The organism is Rubrobacter calidifluminis, assembly GCF_028617075.1.
In the GTDB taxonomy this organism is placed as follows: domain Bacteria; phylum Actinomycetota; class Rubrobacteria; order Rubrobacterales; family Rubrobacteraceae; genus Rubrobacter_E; species Rubrobacter_E calidifluminis.
Window position 1 is genome coordinate 118,398 of sequence record NZ_JAQKGV010000008.1, and the last position, 15,638, is coordinate 134,035.

General features: G+C 67.8%; 11 protein-coding genes. 5 read left to right on the plus strand and 6 right to left on the minus strand.

The window, feature by feature from the left end:
- Positions 1–4: 4 nt before the first annotated feature.
- Both PJB24_RS08370 and PJB24_RS08375 read right to left on the minus strand, forming a co-directional pair.
- A complete protein-coding gene (locus PJB24_RS08370; protein WP_273844739.1) occupies positions 5–1,615 on the minus strand; it encodes an acetate--CoA ligase in 1,611 nt (536 codons plus the stop codon).
- A 76-nt stretch (positions 1,616–1,691) separates the two neighbouring features.
- Positions 1,692–2,252, minus strand: a complete 561-nt coding sequence (locus tag PJB24_RS08375) for a DUF421 domain-containing protein (RefSeq protein WP_273844741.1) — start codon at positions 2,250–2,252, stop codon at positions 1,692–1,694.
- A gap of 112 nt (positions 2,253–2,364) precedes the next feature.
- Here PJB24_RS08375 and PJB24_RS08380 point away from each other — a divergent pair, with 112 nt between their 5' ends.
- Genes PJB24_RS08380 through PJB24_RS08390 form a run of 3 tightly spaced genes read left to right on the plus strand, consistent with a single transcriptional unit; the run spans position 2,365 to position 6,672 of the window.
- A complete protein-coding gene (locus tag PJB24_RS08380) occupies positions 2,365–3,804 on the plus strand; it encodes a phytoene desaturase family protein (RefSeq protein ID WP_273844743.1) in 1,440 nt (479 codons plus the stop codon).
- Between the two features lie 31 nt (positions 3,805–3,835).
- Complete coding sequence (locus PJB24_RS08385) at positions 3,836–5,011, plus strand: acetyl-CoA C-acetyltransferase (protein ID WP_273844745.1); 1,176 nt, start codon at positions 3,836–3,838, stop codon at positions 5,009–5,011.
- Positions 5,012–5,070: 59 nt separating this feature from the next.
- Positions 5,071–6,672 (plus strand): glycoside hydrolase family 10-like protein, encoded by a 1,602-nt coding sequence (locus tag PJB24_RS08390; protein ID WP_273844748.1) that lies wholly within the window; start codon positions 5,071–5,073, stop codon positions 6,670–6,672.
- Here PJB24_RS08390 and PJB24_RS08395 read toward each other — a convergent pair.
- Genes PJB24_RS08395 through PJB24_RS08410 form a run of 4 tightly spaced genes read right to left on the minus strand, consistent with a single transcriptional unit; the run spans position 6,669 to position 12,984 of the window.
- Entirely contained in the window at positions 6,669–7,622 is a 954-nt protein-coding gene (locus PJB24_RS08395; RefSeq protein ID WP_273844750.1) for a cation diffusion facilitator family transporter, read from the minus strand. The two genes, PJB24_RS08390 and PJB24_RS08395, sit on opposite strands and share 4 nt — an antisense overlap.
- 50 nt (positions 7,623–7,672) lie before the next feature.
- The gene (locus PJB24_RS08400; protein WP_273844752.1) at positions 7,673–8,707 is read right to left on the minus strand and encodes a DUF6454 family protein; all 1,035 of its coding nucleotides are present in this window, start codon (positions 8,705–8,707) and stop codon (positions 7,673–7,675) included.
- A gap of 25 nt (positions 8,708–8,732) precedes the next feature.
- Positions 8,733–10,283, minus strand: a complete 1,551-nt coding sequence (locus tag PJB24_RS08405; protein WP_420541914.1) for a phospholipase C — start codon at positions 10,281–10,283, stop codon at positions 8,733–8,735.
- 10 nt (positions 10,284–10,293) lie between these two features.
- Positions 10,294–12,984, minus strand: a complete 2,691-nt coding sequence (locus PJB24_RS08410; RefSeq protein ID WP_273844755.1) for a bifunctional YncE family protein/alkaline phosphatase family protein — start codon at positions 12,982–12,984, stop codon at positions 10,294–10,296.
- A 495-nt stretch (positions 12,985–13,479) separates the two neighbouring features.
- On the opposite strand from PJB24_RS08410, the gene PJB24_RS08415 reads away from it, so the two are divergent.
- Both PJB24_RS08415 and PJB24_RS08420 read left to right on the plus strand, forming a co-directional pair.
- Complete coding sequence (locus PJB24_RS08415) at positions 13,480–13,650, plus strand: hypothetical protein (RefSeq protein ID WP_273844758.1); 171 nt, start codon at positions 13,480–13,482, stop codon at positions 13,648–13,650.
- 59 nt (positions 13,651–13,709) lie between these two features.
- Entirely contained in the window at positions 13,710–15,638 is a 1,929-nt protein-coding gene (locus PJB24_RS08420) for an alpha-1,4-glucan--maltose-1-phosphate maltosyltransferase (RefSeq protein ID WP_273844760.1), read from the plus strand.

Sequence of the window (15,638 nt, forward strand, 5' to 3'; positions counted from 1 at the left end):
CCTCTCAGGCTCCGGCGTACTCCCGCTGCCGGAGCACGACGCGGCGGATCTTGCCGCTCGCGGTCTTGGGCAGCTCGTCGACGAACTCTATCCTGCGCGGGTACTTGTACGGGGCGCTCTGGCGCTTGCAGAACTCCTGGATGTCGCGGGCGAGCTCCTCGGAGGGCTCGTACCCTTCCCCGAGCACCACGAAAGCCTTCACCACGCTCCCGCGGTCCTCGTCGGGGGAGGCTACGACCCCGCTCTCCACCACGGCCGGGTGTTCGATCAGGGTGCTCTCCACCTCGAACGGTCCGATCGTGTAGCCGGCCGAGATGATCACGTCGTCCGCCCTGCCGACGAACCAGAAGTACCCGTCCTCGTCGCGGTAGGCCCGGTCGCCGGTTATGTAGTAGTCCCCTCTGTGGGAGGCGGCCGTCTGCTCCGGCTGGCGGTAGTACTCTCTGAAGAGCGCGGGCATCCCCCGGCGCAAAGCGATGTCTCCCGGCTCCCCCGGAGCGCACTCGTTCCCGTCCTCGTCTATGACCCTCACGTCGCAGCCGGGGGAGGGCAAACCCATCGAGCCGGGTCTCACCTCCACGCCGGGGAAGTTGCCGACGATGAGCGTGTTCTCCGTCTGCCCGTAGCCGTCGTAGATCGTGATCCCGTGCAGCGCGCGCCAGCGCTCTATGACGGCCGGGTTCAGCGGCTCCCCCGCCGAGACCGCGTGGCGGATCTTCGAGAGGTCGGCCTCCTCCAGCTCCTTCGTCTTCGCCAGAAGCCGGTACTCTGTCGGGGCCTGGCAGAGGACGGTGATGTCGTGGCGCTGCAGCAGTTCGATCCGCTCCTTCGAGTCGAAGGGGCCCTCGTGGAAGAAGATCTCGGTGCCCCAGCTCCAGGGGCCGAGGATGACGTTCCAGATGCTCTTGGCCCAGCCGGTCCCGGAGGTGCACCACAGGCGGTCGCCCTCCTGCAGGTCGAGCCAGTAGCGGGACTGCATCCGCTTGGCGTGGGTGTAGCCGTGGGTGTGCAGCACGCCCTTGGGATGCCTGGTGGTGCCCGAGGTGTAGAGCAGGAACGCCGGCTCGTCCGCGGCGGTGTCTTCGGCGGAGAACTCCTCGGAGGCGGCCCCGGTGATCTCCGCGAAGCTCTCCCAGCCCTCGCGGCCTTCCCCGAGGAGTACTAAGTTCCGGATCGAGGGTGCATCCTGGCGCATCCTCTCCACCTCCGGAGCACCGTCGGCGTCCGAGACGACCATCACCGCCTCCGAATGGTTCGCCCGATACTCCAGGTCGCCCGCGCGGAGCATCGGGGAGCAGGGGATGGCCACCGCCCCGAGCTTCAGCAGCCCGACGAGCACCGCGTGCCACTCCGGAACCTTGCCGAGCAGGACCATCACCCGGTCGCCCCTCTTCACGCCGAGCTCGCGGGCGGCGTTCGCGAAGCGGTTCGAGATGCGGGCGAAGTCCGCGAAGGTGAGATGGCGCTCCCCGCCGCTCGTGCCCAGCCAGAGCATGGCCGGGCGTCCTTCGTCCTCGGCCCAGCGGTCGACCACGTCTCGACCGAAGTTGAAGCGCTCGGGGGTCTCCCACGCGAAGCCTGCATAGGTTTTCGTGTAATCACCGATGTTGGCCACGGCTCCTCCTTTTCTCTTTCCCCTGGCTGTACATTCTATACCTGCGGGGAAAGATGCATGCTTTGAGGCTGGAAGTTCAGCGGTTGCGGCTGGACTTCACGCGGCGGACCTTCTTCGGGTGGGCCTGGTGTTTGCCGATGATCGAGATCGTCCCGTCCATCTCCAGCACGGCGGTCTCGACGTCGGCGGTGGAGTCGATCCCGTGTTCCCGGATCGCCTCCTCCAAGTCCGCCAGGCTCACCTCCTCCCGCCGCAGGTTATCGTCGAGCACCCGTCCCCGGTAGACGAGCATGACCGGCTGGCGTTCCAGATGCCTCCTCAACCAGGTGTTGCGGGCCACCAGGTGGTTGAGCGTGAGGAGTATGACCGCGCCGAGGAGGCCGCCAGTCAGGCTGACGTCCGGACCTATCATGGCGTTCTGCACGACGTTCGAGATCAGGAGCAGCACGACCAGGTCGAAGGGCGTCATCTGTCCCAGGGTGCGTCTGCCGGCCAGGTAGAGGAACAGGAGCAAAACCAGGTAGACGATGGCGACCCGGATGGCGGTGAAGAGGATCGTCGCCGGATCGCCGAGCATCTGCGAGAGGTGGCCCGAGAGGGATCCGGTCACCATCAGTGCGGCTGCGGGGGTGCTCATCATACGCTCCAGTGGCTCATTCTACGCCGGGGGGTGGATTTTGGGATAATGAAGCGAGTTTATGGACTCGCCGGGGTTTCACCACCCGTCCTCCGCACGGCCCGCCCGAAGTGTGGGGTCCAGGGCGTCCTACGACGCGGTTATCGTGGGGGCGGGGCCGAACGGGCTCGCGGCGGCCGTCGAGCTGGCGCGGCGGGGGCTCCCGGTCGCGGTCTTCGAGGCTGCGGAGGTTCCTGGAGGGGGCTGCCGCTCGCAGGAGGTGACGCTCCCGGGCTTCGTGCACGATCTCGGGTCCGCGATCCACCCGCTCGGGTACTCCTCCCCTTTCTTCCGGACGCTGCCGCTCGGGGAGCACGGTCTCGAGTGGGTCCACCCCCCGGTCCCCCTCGCCCACCCGCTCGAAGGCGGGGAGGCCGTGCTGCTCTGGCGCTCGGTGGAGGAGACCGCCCGCAACCTCGGGGAGGACGCCTCAGCCTACCGCGACCTCATGAGCCCCATCACGGGCGACTGGGAGAAGATAGCGGGCGCCGTCCTCGGTCCGCCGCGAATGCCCCGGCACCCGCTCGCGCTCGGCGCCTTCGGGATGTATGCCATGAGGTCGGCGCGCGCGCTCGCGGAGGGTCTCTTCCGCGGGGAGCGGGCGCGGGCCCTCTTCGCCGGTTGCGCCGCCCACTCGTTTCTCCCGCTGGAGCAGAGGCCTTCTGCCGCCTTCGGGCTCGTGCTCGCGGCGCTCGGGCACGCGGCGGGCTGGCCGTTCCCGAAGGGCGGGGCGCAGAGGATCACCGACGCCCTCGTCTCCTGCCTGCGTTCCCTGGGCGGGGAGGTCCACGTCGGAAGCCCCGTGAGCTCCGTGGCGGAACTTCCGGCGGCGAAGGTCGTCCTGCTGGATCTGACCCCGAGGCAGGTGCTCGGGGTGGCCGGGGAGCGCCTGCCCGCCCGCTACCGCGCGCGCCTCGCCCGCTACCGTTACGGGCCGGGCGTCTTCAAGGTCGACTACGCGCTGGAGGGGCCGGTGCCGTGGGAGGCGCGGGAGTGCGCCCTCGCGGCGACCGTACACGTCGGGGGGACGCTGGAGGAGATAGCCGGGGCCGAGGGCGCGGTGGCGCGGGGGGAGCACCCGGAGAGGCCGTTCGTCCTCGTCGCCCAGCCGAGCCTCTTCGACCCCTCGCGGGCGCCGGAGGGGCACCACACCCTCTGGGCATACTGCCACGTCCCCAACGGCTCGACCTTCGACATGACGGAGAGGATGGAGGCGCAGCTGGAACGCTTCGCCCCCGGCTTCAGGGAACGCATCCTCGCCCGCTCGACGATGAACGCCGCGGAGCTCGAACGCTGGGATGCCAACCTGGTCGGCGGGGACATAAACGGGGGGCTGATGGACCTGGGGCAGCTCTTCACCCGCCCCGTGGCGAGCCCCGTGCCGTATGCCACGCCGGCAAAGGGACTCTACATCTGCTCCTCCTCGACCCCGCCGGGGGGCGGAGTGCACGGTATGTGCGGCTACTTCGCCGCCCGCGCCGCGCTGCGAGACCTGCGGCGGGGTAGACTGTAGGTGTAGCTGGCGGCGCTCTGGAGGTGTCGAAGTGGAGAGAGCCGTGGTCCTGGGGGCGGCGAGAACGCCGTTCGGCAAGCTCGGTGGTGTGCTATCTGCACTGAGCGCGCCGGAGCTGGGCGGCGCGGCGATAAGGGAGGCCGTCGACCGTGCAGGGGTCGAGGACGAAGAGATAGAACACTCGGTCTTCGGCATCGTGGTGCAGGCTGGCGTCGGCCAGATCCCTTCGCGGCAGGCCAACCGGCACGCGGGGCTCCCCTTCTCGCTCACGACCGAGACGCTGAACCAGGTGTGCGCCTCGGGCCTGAGGAGCGCGGTCCTGGCGGAGACCATGATCCGGGTCGGGGACTACCGGGTGGTCCTGGCAGGTGGGATGGAGAGCATGTCGAACGCCCCGTATCTGCTCGAGAAGGCGCGCTGGGGGGCCCGGATGGGCGACTTCGAGGCGGTGGACGCGATGATCCACGACGGGCTCCTCGACGCCTTCGAGCACGTGCAGATGATCCGGTTCGGAGCCGAAGGGGCGAGGCGTTACGGCCTCTCGCGCGAGGAGCAGGACGAGTGGGCGCTGCGCTCGCACCGCAGGGCGGCCGCCGCGACCGACGAGGGCCGCCTCGCGGAGGAGATCGTCGGGGTGAAGGTGCCCGGCAGAAAGGGTCAGACCACGTTCGTGGAGCATGACGAGCCGATCCGACGCGACACCACCCTCGAGAAGCTGGCGAAGCTGCCGCCGCTCGAGGAGGGTGGGACCGTTACCGCGGGGAACGCCCCGGGCGTCACCGACGGAGCGGGGGCCCTGGTGCTCTCGAGCGAGACGTTCGCCAGGGAGCGCGGCCTCGCGCCGCTCGGGACGATCGTCGCCCACGCCAAGGTCGCCGAGGGCCCGCCGGACCTCCTGACGGCGCCCGGGAACGCCGCGAGGCTCGCCCTCAGGAAGGCCGGCTGGAGGGCGGAGGATCTCGACCTCGTCGAGATCAACGAGGCGTTCGCCGGCGTCGCGATCCACTCCGCGCGCATCCTCGGCGTTGACCCGGAGATCGTCAACGTCAACGGCGGGGCGCTCGCGCTCGGCCACCCGATAGGCGCCTCCGGGGCGCGCATCCTGATGACGCTCCTCTACGAGCTGCGCCGCCGGGGCGGCGGGCGAGGGCTCGCCGCGATCTGCTCCGGCGGCGGCCAGGGGGACGCCGTGCTGGTCGAGGTCTAGCGTCGCCCCCCTCCCTCTGGCACAATGGGCCTGCAACCGTAGGGAGGGGGTAATAAGCTATGCAGGATGCGATCTCGCGCCGGGGCTTCCTCGGGCTCGCGGGCGGCGGGGCGGCCGGGCTCGCGCTCTGCGGCCTGGCCGCGGGGCAGAAGCCGGCGGAAGCCGCGAGCGGGGGAGGTGCTTCTCAGGAGCGCTGCGGCAGGCCTGAGGTTCCCAAACGAGAGTTTCGGGCAGTCTGGGTCGCGAGCGTCTCCAACATAGACTGGCCCTCACGTCCCGGGCTTCCGGCGCGCCGTCAGAAGCGGGAGCTCCTCGATATCCTCGATGCCGTGCGCTCGCTCGGGATGAACGCCGTCATCCTGCAGGTGCGCCCGGCGGCGGACGCGCTCTATCCTTCCAGGTACGCGCCGTGGTCCTCTTACCTGACGGGTTGGCAGGGGAGGAGCCCCGGCTACGATCCCCTCGCCTTCGCGGTGGAGGAGGCCCACCGCAGGGGGCTGGAGCTGCACGCCTGGTTCAACCCCTACCGGGTGAGCACCGGGTCGAGCCTGCGCGGCCTCGCGCCGCGCAGCCCGGCGCGTGAGCATCCCGGCTGGGTCGTCCGCTACGGCGACGGGCTTTACTTCGACCCGGGGATCCCCGGCGTGCGGCGTCTCATCGAACGTTCGGTGATGGAGGTGGTCGGGAGGTACGACATCGACGCCGTCCACCTCGACGATTACTTCTACCCCTATCCGGTCTCCGGGGAGGGCTTCCCCGACGGCGGCACCTTCCGCCGCTACGGGAGGCGTTTCCGGAGCAAGGCCGCCTGGCGGCGGCACAACGTGGACCTGCTCGTGGGCGGGCTCTCCCGCCAGATAAAGCGCGAAAAACGGTACGTGAAGTTCGGGGTCAGCCCTTTTGGCATCTGGCGCAACCGCTCGGAGGACCCGCGGGGCTCGGCGACCAGCGGCCTCTCCTCCTACGACGACCTCTACGCCGACAGCCGCGGGTGGGTGCGGCGAGGCTGGCTCGACTACGTCGTCCCGCAGGTCTACTGGGACTTCGGCTACGGGCCCGCCCCCTACGAGGTGCTGGTGCGGTGGTGGGCAGAGCAGGTGCGGGGTCGCGGGGTGGAGCTGTACATCGGGCAGGCGGCGTACAAGATCGGGAGCGGCGGCGCCTGGGACGACCCAAACGAGATGCCCTCGCACGTGCGCTTCGACCGCCGCCATCCGGGGGTTAGGGGCGACGTCTACTTCAGCATGAGCGACGTGCTCAAGAACCCGCTCGGGTTCCGCGGCCGCCTCGCGCGCGACCTCTACCGGCATCCCGCGCTGATCCCGGCGATGCGCCGGCCCGGCGGTGCTCCGCCTCACCCGGTGCTGCTGCGGGCGAGGAACACCAGGCGGGGCGTAATGCTCGAGTGGCGCGCCCGGGGGAGGCCGGATGATGCGCTCTACGTCGTCTACCGCTTCGGTGGGGCGAGGAGGCCCGGAGCCTGCGACCTGCGGGACGGGCGCAACATCCTCAAGGTCGTCCCGGCCGGCCGCTCCGGGACTCTTTCCTGCTTCGACCGGACGGCCCGCCCCGGGCGCCGCTACACCTACTGCGTGAGCGCTGTGGACCGGCTCCACCACGAGAGCCCGCCGGGCGGACGGGCCGTCATCACGGTGCGTTAGTGGGGGTGGGTGAAGCGCGCTCCCTCGGTTCCGTCCTTCGTGGGGATGTCCAGGAGCTCCGGGGTCTCGTGGTCGACCTGCAGCGTGGTGTGGCTTATCCCGAAGCGTTCCTCGAGCAGCCCTTCGAGCTCGCGGCGGCGCCTGTGGCAGTCCTCGTTGCGTCCGACCAGCACGTGGGCCGAGAGGGCCGGAAAGCCGGAGGTGACCTCCCAGACGTGCAGGTCGTGGACGTTGACTATGCCCGGGTGTGAGATCATGACGTGCCCTATCTCGTCGGGGTCGAGGCCTTTGGGGGCGGCCTCCATGAAGATGCGCCCCGAGTCGCGCACCAGCCCGAAGCCCGCCCGGAGCATTATCGTGGCGATGACGAGCGCGGCCAGCGCGTCGGCGCGGTAGTAACCGCCGGTGAAGTAGATGATGCCGCCCGCGATCGTCGTCGCGATGAACGAGTAGAGGTCGGTCAGGATGTGCTGGAAGGAACCTTCGACGTTGAGGCTCTCCCTGTTCGCCTTCGCGAGCGTGAAGGTGGCGAGCAGGTTGACCCCGATGCCGGCGAGCCCGACGACGAGGACCAGCCCGCCCTCGACCCGCGGCGGGTGCAGCAGGCGGACTATCCCCTCGTAGTAGAAGAGCGCCGAGAGCACCAGGAGGCTGACGCCGTTTATCTGGGCGCTCACTATCTCCGAGCGCTTGAGGCCGTAGGTCATGATGCCGTGGGCGGGCCTCTGCGCGAGGCGCATCGTGACGAGCGCGAGCGCGAGGGCTCCGGCGTCGGTGAGCATGTGCCCGGCGTCGGAGAGCAGCGCGAGGGAGGAGGCGAAGAAGCCCAGCACGCCCTCGGCGAGCGTGAAAGCCCCGATCAGGCAGAGGGCCACCGCCAGGTAGCGCCGATCTGCCCCGGGATCCAGCCGGTGGTCGTGTCCTTCGTGTCCTTCTCCTGCAGCGGACATCGCGCCCTTTGCACCTTTCTCGGAGAGCTCTGTCTCTTCCGAGCTTAATATTACCGCCGCAGGAGGTTCTCCTGGGGTTTATGTGGGACGTCTCCGCCGGGTGCCACGGTGGTCTGGTAGGTCAGGAGCTTGGTACCTCCATCCTCGTCCCCGTTGTCCGGGGCCACCCACACCGTGAGCCGGTCGCCGGTGGCCGCGATCTTGAAGGGGTTTCTCGTGGCCACGTGTCCCGCGGGCGACCAGTACTGGAACGGGACCTCGTGCTGCGCGGCGTGGTCGCGCAGGTCGATCAGAGCTATGCCGCCGAGTTCGTAGGTTCCGCTCCGGGATGCGGAGGGGCTCTGCGGAAGGTCTGCGATGCCGCCGCAGATCATCTCATGGCCGGGGAGGTGCTGGCAGTCCTGGTAGTCGATGAAATAGTCCGGGTTTTCCCAGGATGAGATCCGCCTGCCCCTGGTCGTCCACTCGTAGAAGCGGCGCGAGCCCCAGTCGTTGCCGATGAGGTGTCCGGTCCTGGGGTCACGGACGATGCCGCCGATGTGGTCGTTAACCTCGAACTGCCGGTGTACGGCGAGTGTCCGGGCGTCGATGCGGTAGATGATCGCACTGCTGTCGGGCCGGTACTGGGCGACCGGGACCCAGACATTCTCGCCGTCGAAGTCCATGCCTCCAGGGTGGTACACGTGGCCTTCGCCGAGGATGATGTCGCGCTGCAGATGACCCTCGCGATCCAGGACGAAGACGTGGCCTACGCCTTTGCCTGGTGTGCGGTCATAGCGGTGCCCGGGCCCGGAGTACTTCCTGGGCGGCACGATGACCTGTACCGCGGAGAGGAAGATGCGATGCGGCGTGATAGCAAGCCCCTCGGTGTGGTAGGTCTGGAAGCGTAGCGGGAGCTCCCCTGTCAGGCGCCAGACGGTATCCCGGTCGACAGCCCGAAAGTCGCGGGCGATCGTACCCCCCCGCGCACCCTCCCCATGGTTGGGGGTGCGGGCGAGTACGACGGTGCCCACGAGGGTGAGGATGGCGAGGAGGGTGGCCGCGACCGTCGCGGCCACCCTCCCGGAGAAGATTGTTCCCTTCATGGTTTGAAAGCCTCCCTGGATCCTTTCAGCCCCCGTGGCGTATCGCCTCTCTGGTCTTCGGGTCGAGGAAGAGCCTGTGGGCGCGTCTGCCGTGCGAGAAGTCGAGCATGTTCAGGAGGCTGCCCGCCTTCGCGTCGAAGGAGTGGTTGCCGATGCGCCCGAGGTTCCAGTTGTCCTCGATGAAGCGCAGGATGGAGGTCTGGTCGGTCACCGTGTGGTCGACGAAGTTCTGCTTCGCGTACGGAGAGATGACGAGGAGCGGGAGCCTCGGGCCGTAGCCGCAGCGGTCCTGGTAACCGCCCATCACGTTCTCCGGCCTGCTGCCGCAAGAGGTCCCGGAGAGCGCGTCGTTCTGCGGGTCGTTCGACTGGTTGACGATCGGGCCCATCTGGTGGTCGTACCAGCCGTCGGAGTCGTCGTAGGCGATTATGATCGCCATGTCCTTCCAGGCGTGGAGCCTCTGGAGGCGGTTGATCGTGTTCACGAGGAACTCCTGCTCGTCGAGCGGGTCGGAATAGTAGGCGTGACCGTCCTGGTAGGCCGGGGCCTTGAGGAAACTCACCGCGGGCAGGTGACCGGAGTCTGCGGCCCTCCAGAAGTCCGAGAGATCGTACTGGTGGTTCGCCCGGTCGGTCTTGCCGATCATGGCGACCGAGCTCGGCGGCAGGTGGTCGGGGTTGGCAGTCGAGGGGTAGTACTGGAAGGGCTCGTGGTGGGGGATGTAGTCCTTGGAGACGATGCCCGCCATGTTCGCGTGCGACTGGTTGCAGTCGCGGAAGCCGCCCTCGAACCAGCCCCAGGTTACGTTCTTGGCGTTGAGCAGATCGCCTATGTTCTTGTTCTTCGGGTCGATGGACTTCGTCGTATCGCGCGTGTCGCACCTGTCACCGGCCGGCTGCGGGTCGCCGATCATGGTCCCGTTCGCGCTCACCGCCGGGCTCGTCTGCGCAAATCCGTGGGTCTGGCCGGAGACCAGGTTTATCGCCCCCGGACTCGAGGGTCCGAAGGTGGTGCCGTAGGAGTTGTCGCTCATCGCGAAGTGCTGGGCGTAGTTCCAGAGGGCGGTCACCGTGTTGCCGTCGTAGTAGCCCATCACGACGCCCGCGCCCTTGCCGTAGTCCTGGCAGGCGTCATCCCCGCGGCCGACGGTCTCGACGAAGCGGTCCATCAGGCCCGAGTCGAAGGCCTGCTGCTCGGCCGTGTAGCCGTGGTCCTGGTCGCAGGTCTCGAACTGGGAGCGGTCGAGCCGGAACGGCTGCACGGAGTTCGGGTTGTTCGGCGCCTGAAGCGTCTCGTTCAGCCCGTTGACCGAGGGGGTGTCCTTACTCGCGTGGAAGGCCGGCTCGCCGGGCGGGTTCTTCGCGTTGGGGTAGGTGCCGAAGTAGTGGTCGAAGGAGACGTTCTCCTGGAAGATCACGACCACGTGCTTTATCGGCGTGGTGGTCTGGCTTCCCCTGTGAGGTGGGGCGTGGTGACCCGCTTCGGGTGAACCGCTTCGGGCCATCGCGACGACCGCCGTGAGGGCGATGAGTCCCACGGCCAGGGCCAGTACGGGCAGCAGCTTCTTCAAGCGCATCCTCCTCTCCTCATCTTCCTTCCTCGGGCTCGGAGCCCATGATCTTCTCGTGCAACGGGGCCGGCATCCTGGAGTCGCGGCCCTTTATGGATTTCCAGATCGCCCGGTTGAGCCCTATCTCCGGGGTGGCGTCCTCCCGGGTGAAGTCCATCCTGGAGGAGGCCTTCGCCATCGGGGCGTTCTTCGGGTTGGTGGGTGCGCCGGGGTCGCCGAAGGGGGTGACCTCGGGTTGCTTCGCCTCGTACGGCCGGAAGTTGGGGTGGTTGGTGAACGATCTCCACATCCTCGTCGCCCGCGAGTCGGTGATGCTCATCGGAGAGAGCCCGAGCAGGTCCTCGATCGTCGCGATCATCGAGGAGGTGTCGTAGTGTGTGGAGTCCACCCTGCCTCTCTGGGTGTAGGGGCTTATCGCGAGGGCGACGGTGCGGTGGGCGTCCACGTGGTCCGGGCCGTCCTGGGCGTCGTCCTCGACGACGAAGATGACCGTGCTCTTCCAGTAGCGGCTGTGGGAGACGGTCTGCACCAGCCGTCCGAGGGCCAGGTCGTTGTCGGCGACGTAAGACTCGGGGGTGGCAGCTCCGGGGACGGTGCCCATGGTGTGGTCGTTGGGGAGCCGGACTATCTCGAGCGCGGGCAGGTTGCCGTTCCTCTCGTAGCGGTGGAACTCGCGCGCCCACTCGGGCTCGCGCTTGAGGTGGTCGGAGCACTCCAGATTGAACCCGTCGTAGCGGGTGTCCACGTGATCCCCGAAGCGCCGCTGCAGGTGGGTGACGTCCGAGGTGTTGCCCGCCCCGCCGCAGACGCCGGGGATCTCGGTGTACTCACCGTAGTCGCGGTAGGAGACCCCGTGGGCGTAGGCGTCGTCCCACAGGTACCCCACCGTCTGGGCCGCCGCCGGGCGCGGGACCGAAGGGTCCGAGGCGAGGGGCTCGCTGTAAAACTGCATCCCGAGGGGTACGTCCTCGAAGTCGTAGGCCCGCTCGCTGCCGCGGGGCCTCGGCGAGTAGTTCACCGGCCAGGTCTTGTCCACGTAGTCTGTGGCATTGGCCTGAGTGGACCAGTTGTGCCCGTCAGCGGAGACCTCGGCGTCGGTGTAGAAGTTGTCGAGCGTCACGAAGCGCCGTGCGAGCGCCCGGTGGTTCGGGGCGGAGTCATCGCCGAAGAGGTCGAGCCTCGGGTCGCCGTTGCCCTTGCCCAAAGAGCCGAAGATCTGATCGTAGGTGCGGTTCTCCTTGATGACGTAGATGACGTGCTTGATGTTCCTGCGCAGCACCGGCGGCTCCGGCCTCCTGCGGGCGTGGACCTGGTTGTTGCTTTTGACCTCGTTGGTCAGGGCGCGCAGTCGGCCCTGGTTCTGCGGCACCGCGACGACCTGGACGGAGCCTTTGATCATGGTCCCGGAGTACTGGGTGTCCGGCGCTCCGTCGTGACCGCCGGGCGGGTCGCGGTCGGGGTCGAGCGGCGGGCAACTCTCGCGGATCGTGGTGAGCGGCCCGCAGCGGTTGGGCCCGGCCCCCGAGTCCTGGGTGTTGGTGATTACGAGCTTCCTGCCGTCCGGGGTTATCTGCACATCTGCCGGGTACCAGGAGGTGGGGATGAACCCCTCTACCCGCCGGCTGTCCAGGTTCACCACCGCGACCGCGTTCTCTCCGGCCTCGGCGACGTAGAGCGTCCTGCCGTCGGGGCTCACCGCGAGCCCGTCAGGGATCGCACCCTTCGGCCCGTTCGGGACGAGCGCGACGTCTATGTTCTCGACCAGCCTGTTCGTGCGGGTGTCTATCACGGAGACGGTGTCGCTGTTGGCGTTGGCGGTGTAGACCTCGTCGCGCCTGGGGTTGGCGGCGATGGCGCTCGGATGGTCGGCTGCGAGCGGCCGGTCGTGCGGCGAGAGGACGATGTCCTTCACCTTCTTCTGCGTCGCGGTGTCTATGACCGAGACCGTGCGGCCCATCCAGTTGGTGACGTAGGCGTATTTGCCCGTGTGGTCGAACGTGACATCCAGCGGCTCCAGCGCCTGTCCCAGGTCTATCGTCCCGGTCACTTTGTCGGTCTTCGGGTCGATGACCGTGACCTGGTAGCCGGGCGGATTTCCGGCATCCGAGGCCTGGGCGGAGAGGTCGTTGGCGACGTAGACCCTGTCTCCGCGAGGCGTGTGGCCGTAGGCGAGCCCCGCCGGGAAGTAGGGGGTCGGGATCTGGCCGGTCTCCCGGAGCCTGTCGCCGTGGACGCTGTAGACGTGCACCACGTCCTGCCCACCGCCCGAGGCCCACGCCTTCGTGCCGTCGGGCGAGTAGACGACCCCGTAGAAGACCGCGGGACCCCCGTCCTCGAGCGCGTCGTAGCGTACGAAGTCCGTTCTCCTGTGCTCTCTCAGATCGAACAGATCCGTCGAGTCGATGCGGGCCGCCCCGCTGCTCACCGTGAGCAGGTGCCTCCCGTCCGGCGAGAGCGCCGAGCCCATCGGCCCCTGGAACCCGACCGCCTGCTTGGAGACACTGAACTCGATGCCCGCGGGCTGTATCCGCCAGCCGGCCGGGGTCAGTGGGATGTCTTTTCTGACCTCCCTGATCCTCTGCCGGTGTTTGACCCCGGCGTGGTGGGCGGGCGTGCCGCCTCTACCAGAGGTGATCGTGAGCCCGGCGAAAAAACAGACCAGGCTGAGCAGAACGAGCGGAAGGGCAAAACGCGAGAGTGCCTTCATTCTTTCCCCCTACCTTCCTTTCAGGCGCCGTCGCTGGCGCCGCCACCCGAATGTAATTGTCGTGACAGGCGCATCACATGTCAACCCGGAACCCTGCCACGCCCGGGCACTCTAGCATGGTCCTACGGAAGGCCGGTTAAAGCCAGATGAAAAGCGAGCAAAATCGTGGTGAACCCCGCCAGGTGGGTTCATTTCCGAGCTTGTGTAAAGTGGTATGTAGTAACACAGGATCCAAGAAGGCCCGAAGATGGAGACTGGGAGGGGAGGGCCTGCTCTCGGGCGCCGGCGCGGCGGGCGGGAGAGGAGTGCGAACTTCCTCGCTGGGGCTTGCCTCGCGGAGTTCGAGGCGGTGATGAGCTATCCGTTGGCGTCGAAGAACCCTGATGGGGTGCTGTCGGGGGTGAGGGAGGTGCCTGGGCGTGTGTCGAGGAGTAGCTCTCGCACGCACGGCGGTTCGCCGCCAAGATCAAGGAGCTCTACGGGTTCCCCTGCTCGGTGGAGTCCAGGGCAGGCCTGTCCGCCGCCCCCGGGGATCAGACCGACGTCGTGAGCGTGATCGAAGCCGGGTGGGAGCCGCGCCACCTGCGCCTCTTCGAGGGGGATGTACGAGATTCGGGCGTGAGGGTGGTCGGGGTGTCGAGGCCTCTGCGTTTGAATGCGAGGTAAATACTAGTATCCTAGGCTCCTACGTGAACCGGTAAGTAACAGTGGGAGGAGCCAGGAAAGTGCGGGACGCCTATCCCACGGTCGTCATAGAGGACGTCTACCCGGAGCTCGATTGCGGGCGGCATCCGGTCAAGAGGGAGGTCGGTGACCGGCTGGAGGTCTGGGCCGACATCTTCAAGGAGGGGCACGACCGGGTCTCCGCGGTCCTGCGCTACCGCAGGAAGGGCGAGCGGCGCTGGTCCGAGGTGCCCATGCGCCACGTGGAGAACGACCGCTGGACGGGGAGCTTCGTGCTCGAGGAGAACGCCCGCTACGAGTACACCGTCTGTGCCTGGCCCGACCACTTCGGCTCCTGGTGCGAGGAGGTCGAGAAGAAGCTCGGTGCCGGGCAGCGGGTCGAGGTCGAGCTCGTCGAGGGGAGGGAACTCGTGAAGGAGGCTGCCTCCCGCACCCGGAGCAGGAAGCTCAAAGAGGTGCTCTCGGCCTTCGATGAGGCGGCATACCAGGAGAGGCTCCGGCTTTTGCTCTCGCGGGAGGTGCGCGGGCTCATGGCGGCCCACCCGGACCGGTCGGCGGCCACGGCCCACCGCACCCTCGAGGTCGTCGTCGACCGCGAGCGGGCGCGCTACGGGGCGTGGTACGAGATGATGCCCCGCTCGCAGGGGACGGTCGAGGGCAAGAGCGCGACGTTCAAAGACTGCGAGCGGCGGCTGCCGGAGATAGCCGGGATGGGCTTCGACGTGGTCTACCTCCTGCCGATACACCCGATAGGCCACACCAACCGCAAGGGCCCGAACAACACGCTGACCGCCGGCCCCGAGGACCCGGGCAGCCCCTACGCCATCGGGAGCGAGGAGGGCGGGCACAAATCCGTCCACCCCGAGCTCGGCACGCTGGAGGATTTCCGCCGCTTCGTCGAGGCGTGCCGGGAGTGGGGGATGGAGGTCGCTTTAGACTTCGCGATACAGTGCTCGCCCGACCACCCCTACGTGAGGGAGCACCCCGAGTGGTTCCGCTGGCGGCCGGACGGCACGATCAAGTACGCCGAGAACCCCCCGAAGAAGTACCAGGACATCGTGAACGTCGACTTCCACAGCGAGAACTGGAAGGAGCTGTGGGAGGAGTGGAAGAGCGTCGTCCTCTTCTGGGTCGAGCAGGGGGTGAAGATCTTCCGGGTCGACAACCCGCACACCAAGCCGTTCGCCTTCTGGGAGTGGCTGATAAGGGAGGTCCAGGAGGAGCACCCGGAGGTGATCTTCCTCTCCGAGGCCTTCACCCGCCCGAAGGTGATGCATGAGCTCGCCAAGCTCGGCTTCAGCCAGTCCTACACCTACTTCACCTGGCGCAACACCCGCGGGGAGCTCACCGAGTACCTCTCCGAGCTCGCCCGGGGGTGGGCAAAGGAGTACATGCGGCCGAACCTCTTCCCGAGCACCCCGGACATCCTGCCGCCGATCCTGCAGGAGGGTGGCAGGCCCGCGTTCATGATGCGCTTCGTTCTCGCCGCGACCCTCTCCCCCTCCTACGGCATCTACAATGGCTTCGAGCTGTGCGAGAACCGGGGCATCCCCGGCCGGGAGGAGTACCTCGACTCCGAGAAGTACGAGTACAAGGTCTGGGACTGGGAGCGGCCCGGCAACATAAAGGATTACATAGCGAAGGTGAACCGCATCCGGCGCGAGAACCCCGCCCTGCACGAGCTCGAGAACCTCGTCTTCTGCGGCTCGGACAACGACGGCATCATCTTCTACGGCAAGACGCTCGAGGAGAACGCCATCTTCGTCGCGGTCAACCTCGACCCGCACAACCTGCGCGAGGGCAACGTCTACTTCCCGCTCGACCTGCTCGGGATCGCCGACGACGAGTGGTACACCGTCGAGGAGCTCATCTCCGGGGTGGACTACCCGAGCATGGGCTGGGGGCGCTACGTCAGGCTCGACCCGAACGTGAACCCGGCCGAGATCTACCGGGTCAGGAAGGAGGGCTGA

Excerpts from the sequence above, each read along its gene's own strand:
- PJB24_RS08400 (WP_273844752.1), bottom strand. The coding sequence starts at position 8,707 with ATGAAGGGAACAATCTTCTCCGGGAGGGTGGCCGCGACGGTCGCGGCC.
- PJB24_RS08390 (WP_273844748.1), top strand. The coding sequence starts at position 5,071 with ATGCAGGATGCGATCTCGCGCCGGGGCTTCCTCGGGCTCGCGGGCGGC.
- PJB24_RS08410 (WP_273844755.1), bottom strand. The coding sequence starts at position 12,984 with ATGAAGGCACTCTCGCGTTTTGCCCTTCCGCTCGTTCTGCTCAGCCTG.
- PJB24_RS08375 (WP_273844741.1), bottom strand. The coding sequence starts at position 2,252 with ATGAGCACCCCCGCAGCCGCACTGATGGTGACCGGATCCCTCTCGGGC.
- PJB24_RS08405 (WP_420541914.1), bottom strand. The coding sequence starts at position 10,283 with ATGCGCTTGAAGAAGCTGCTGCCCGTACTGGCCCTGGCCGTGGGACTC.
- PJB24_RS08395 (WP_273844750.1), bottom strand. The coding sequence starts at position 7,622 with ATGTCCGCTGCAGGAGAAGGACACGAAGGACACGACCACCGGCTGGAT.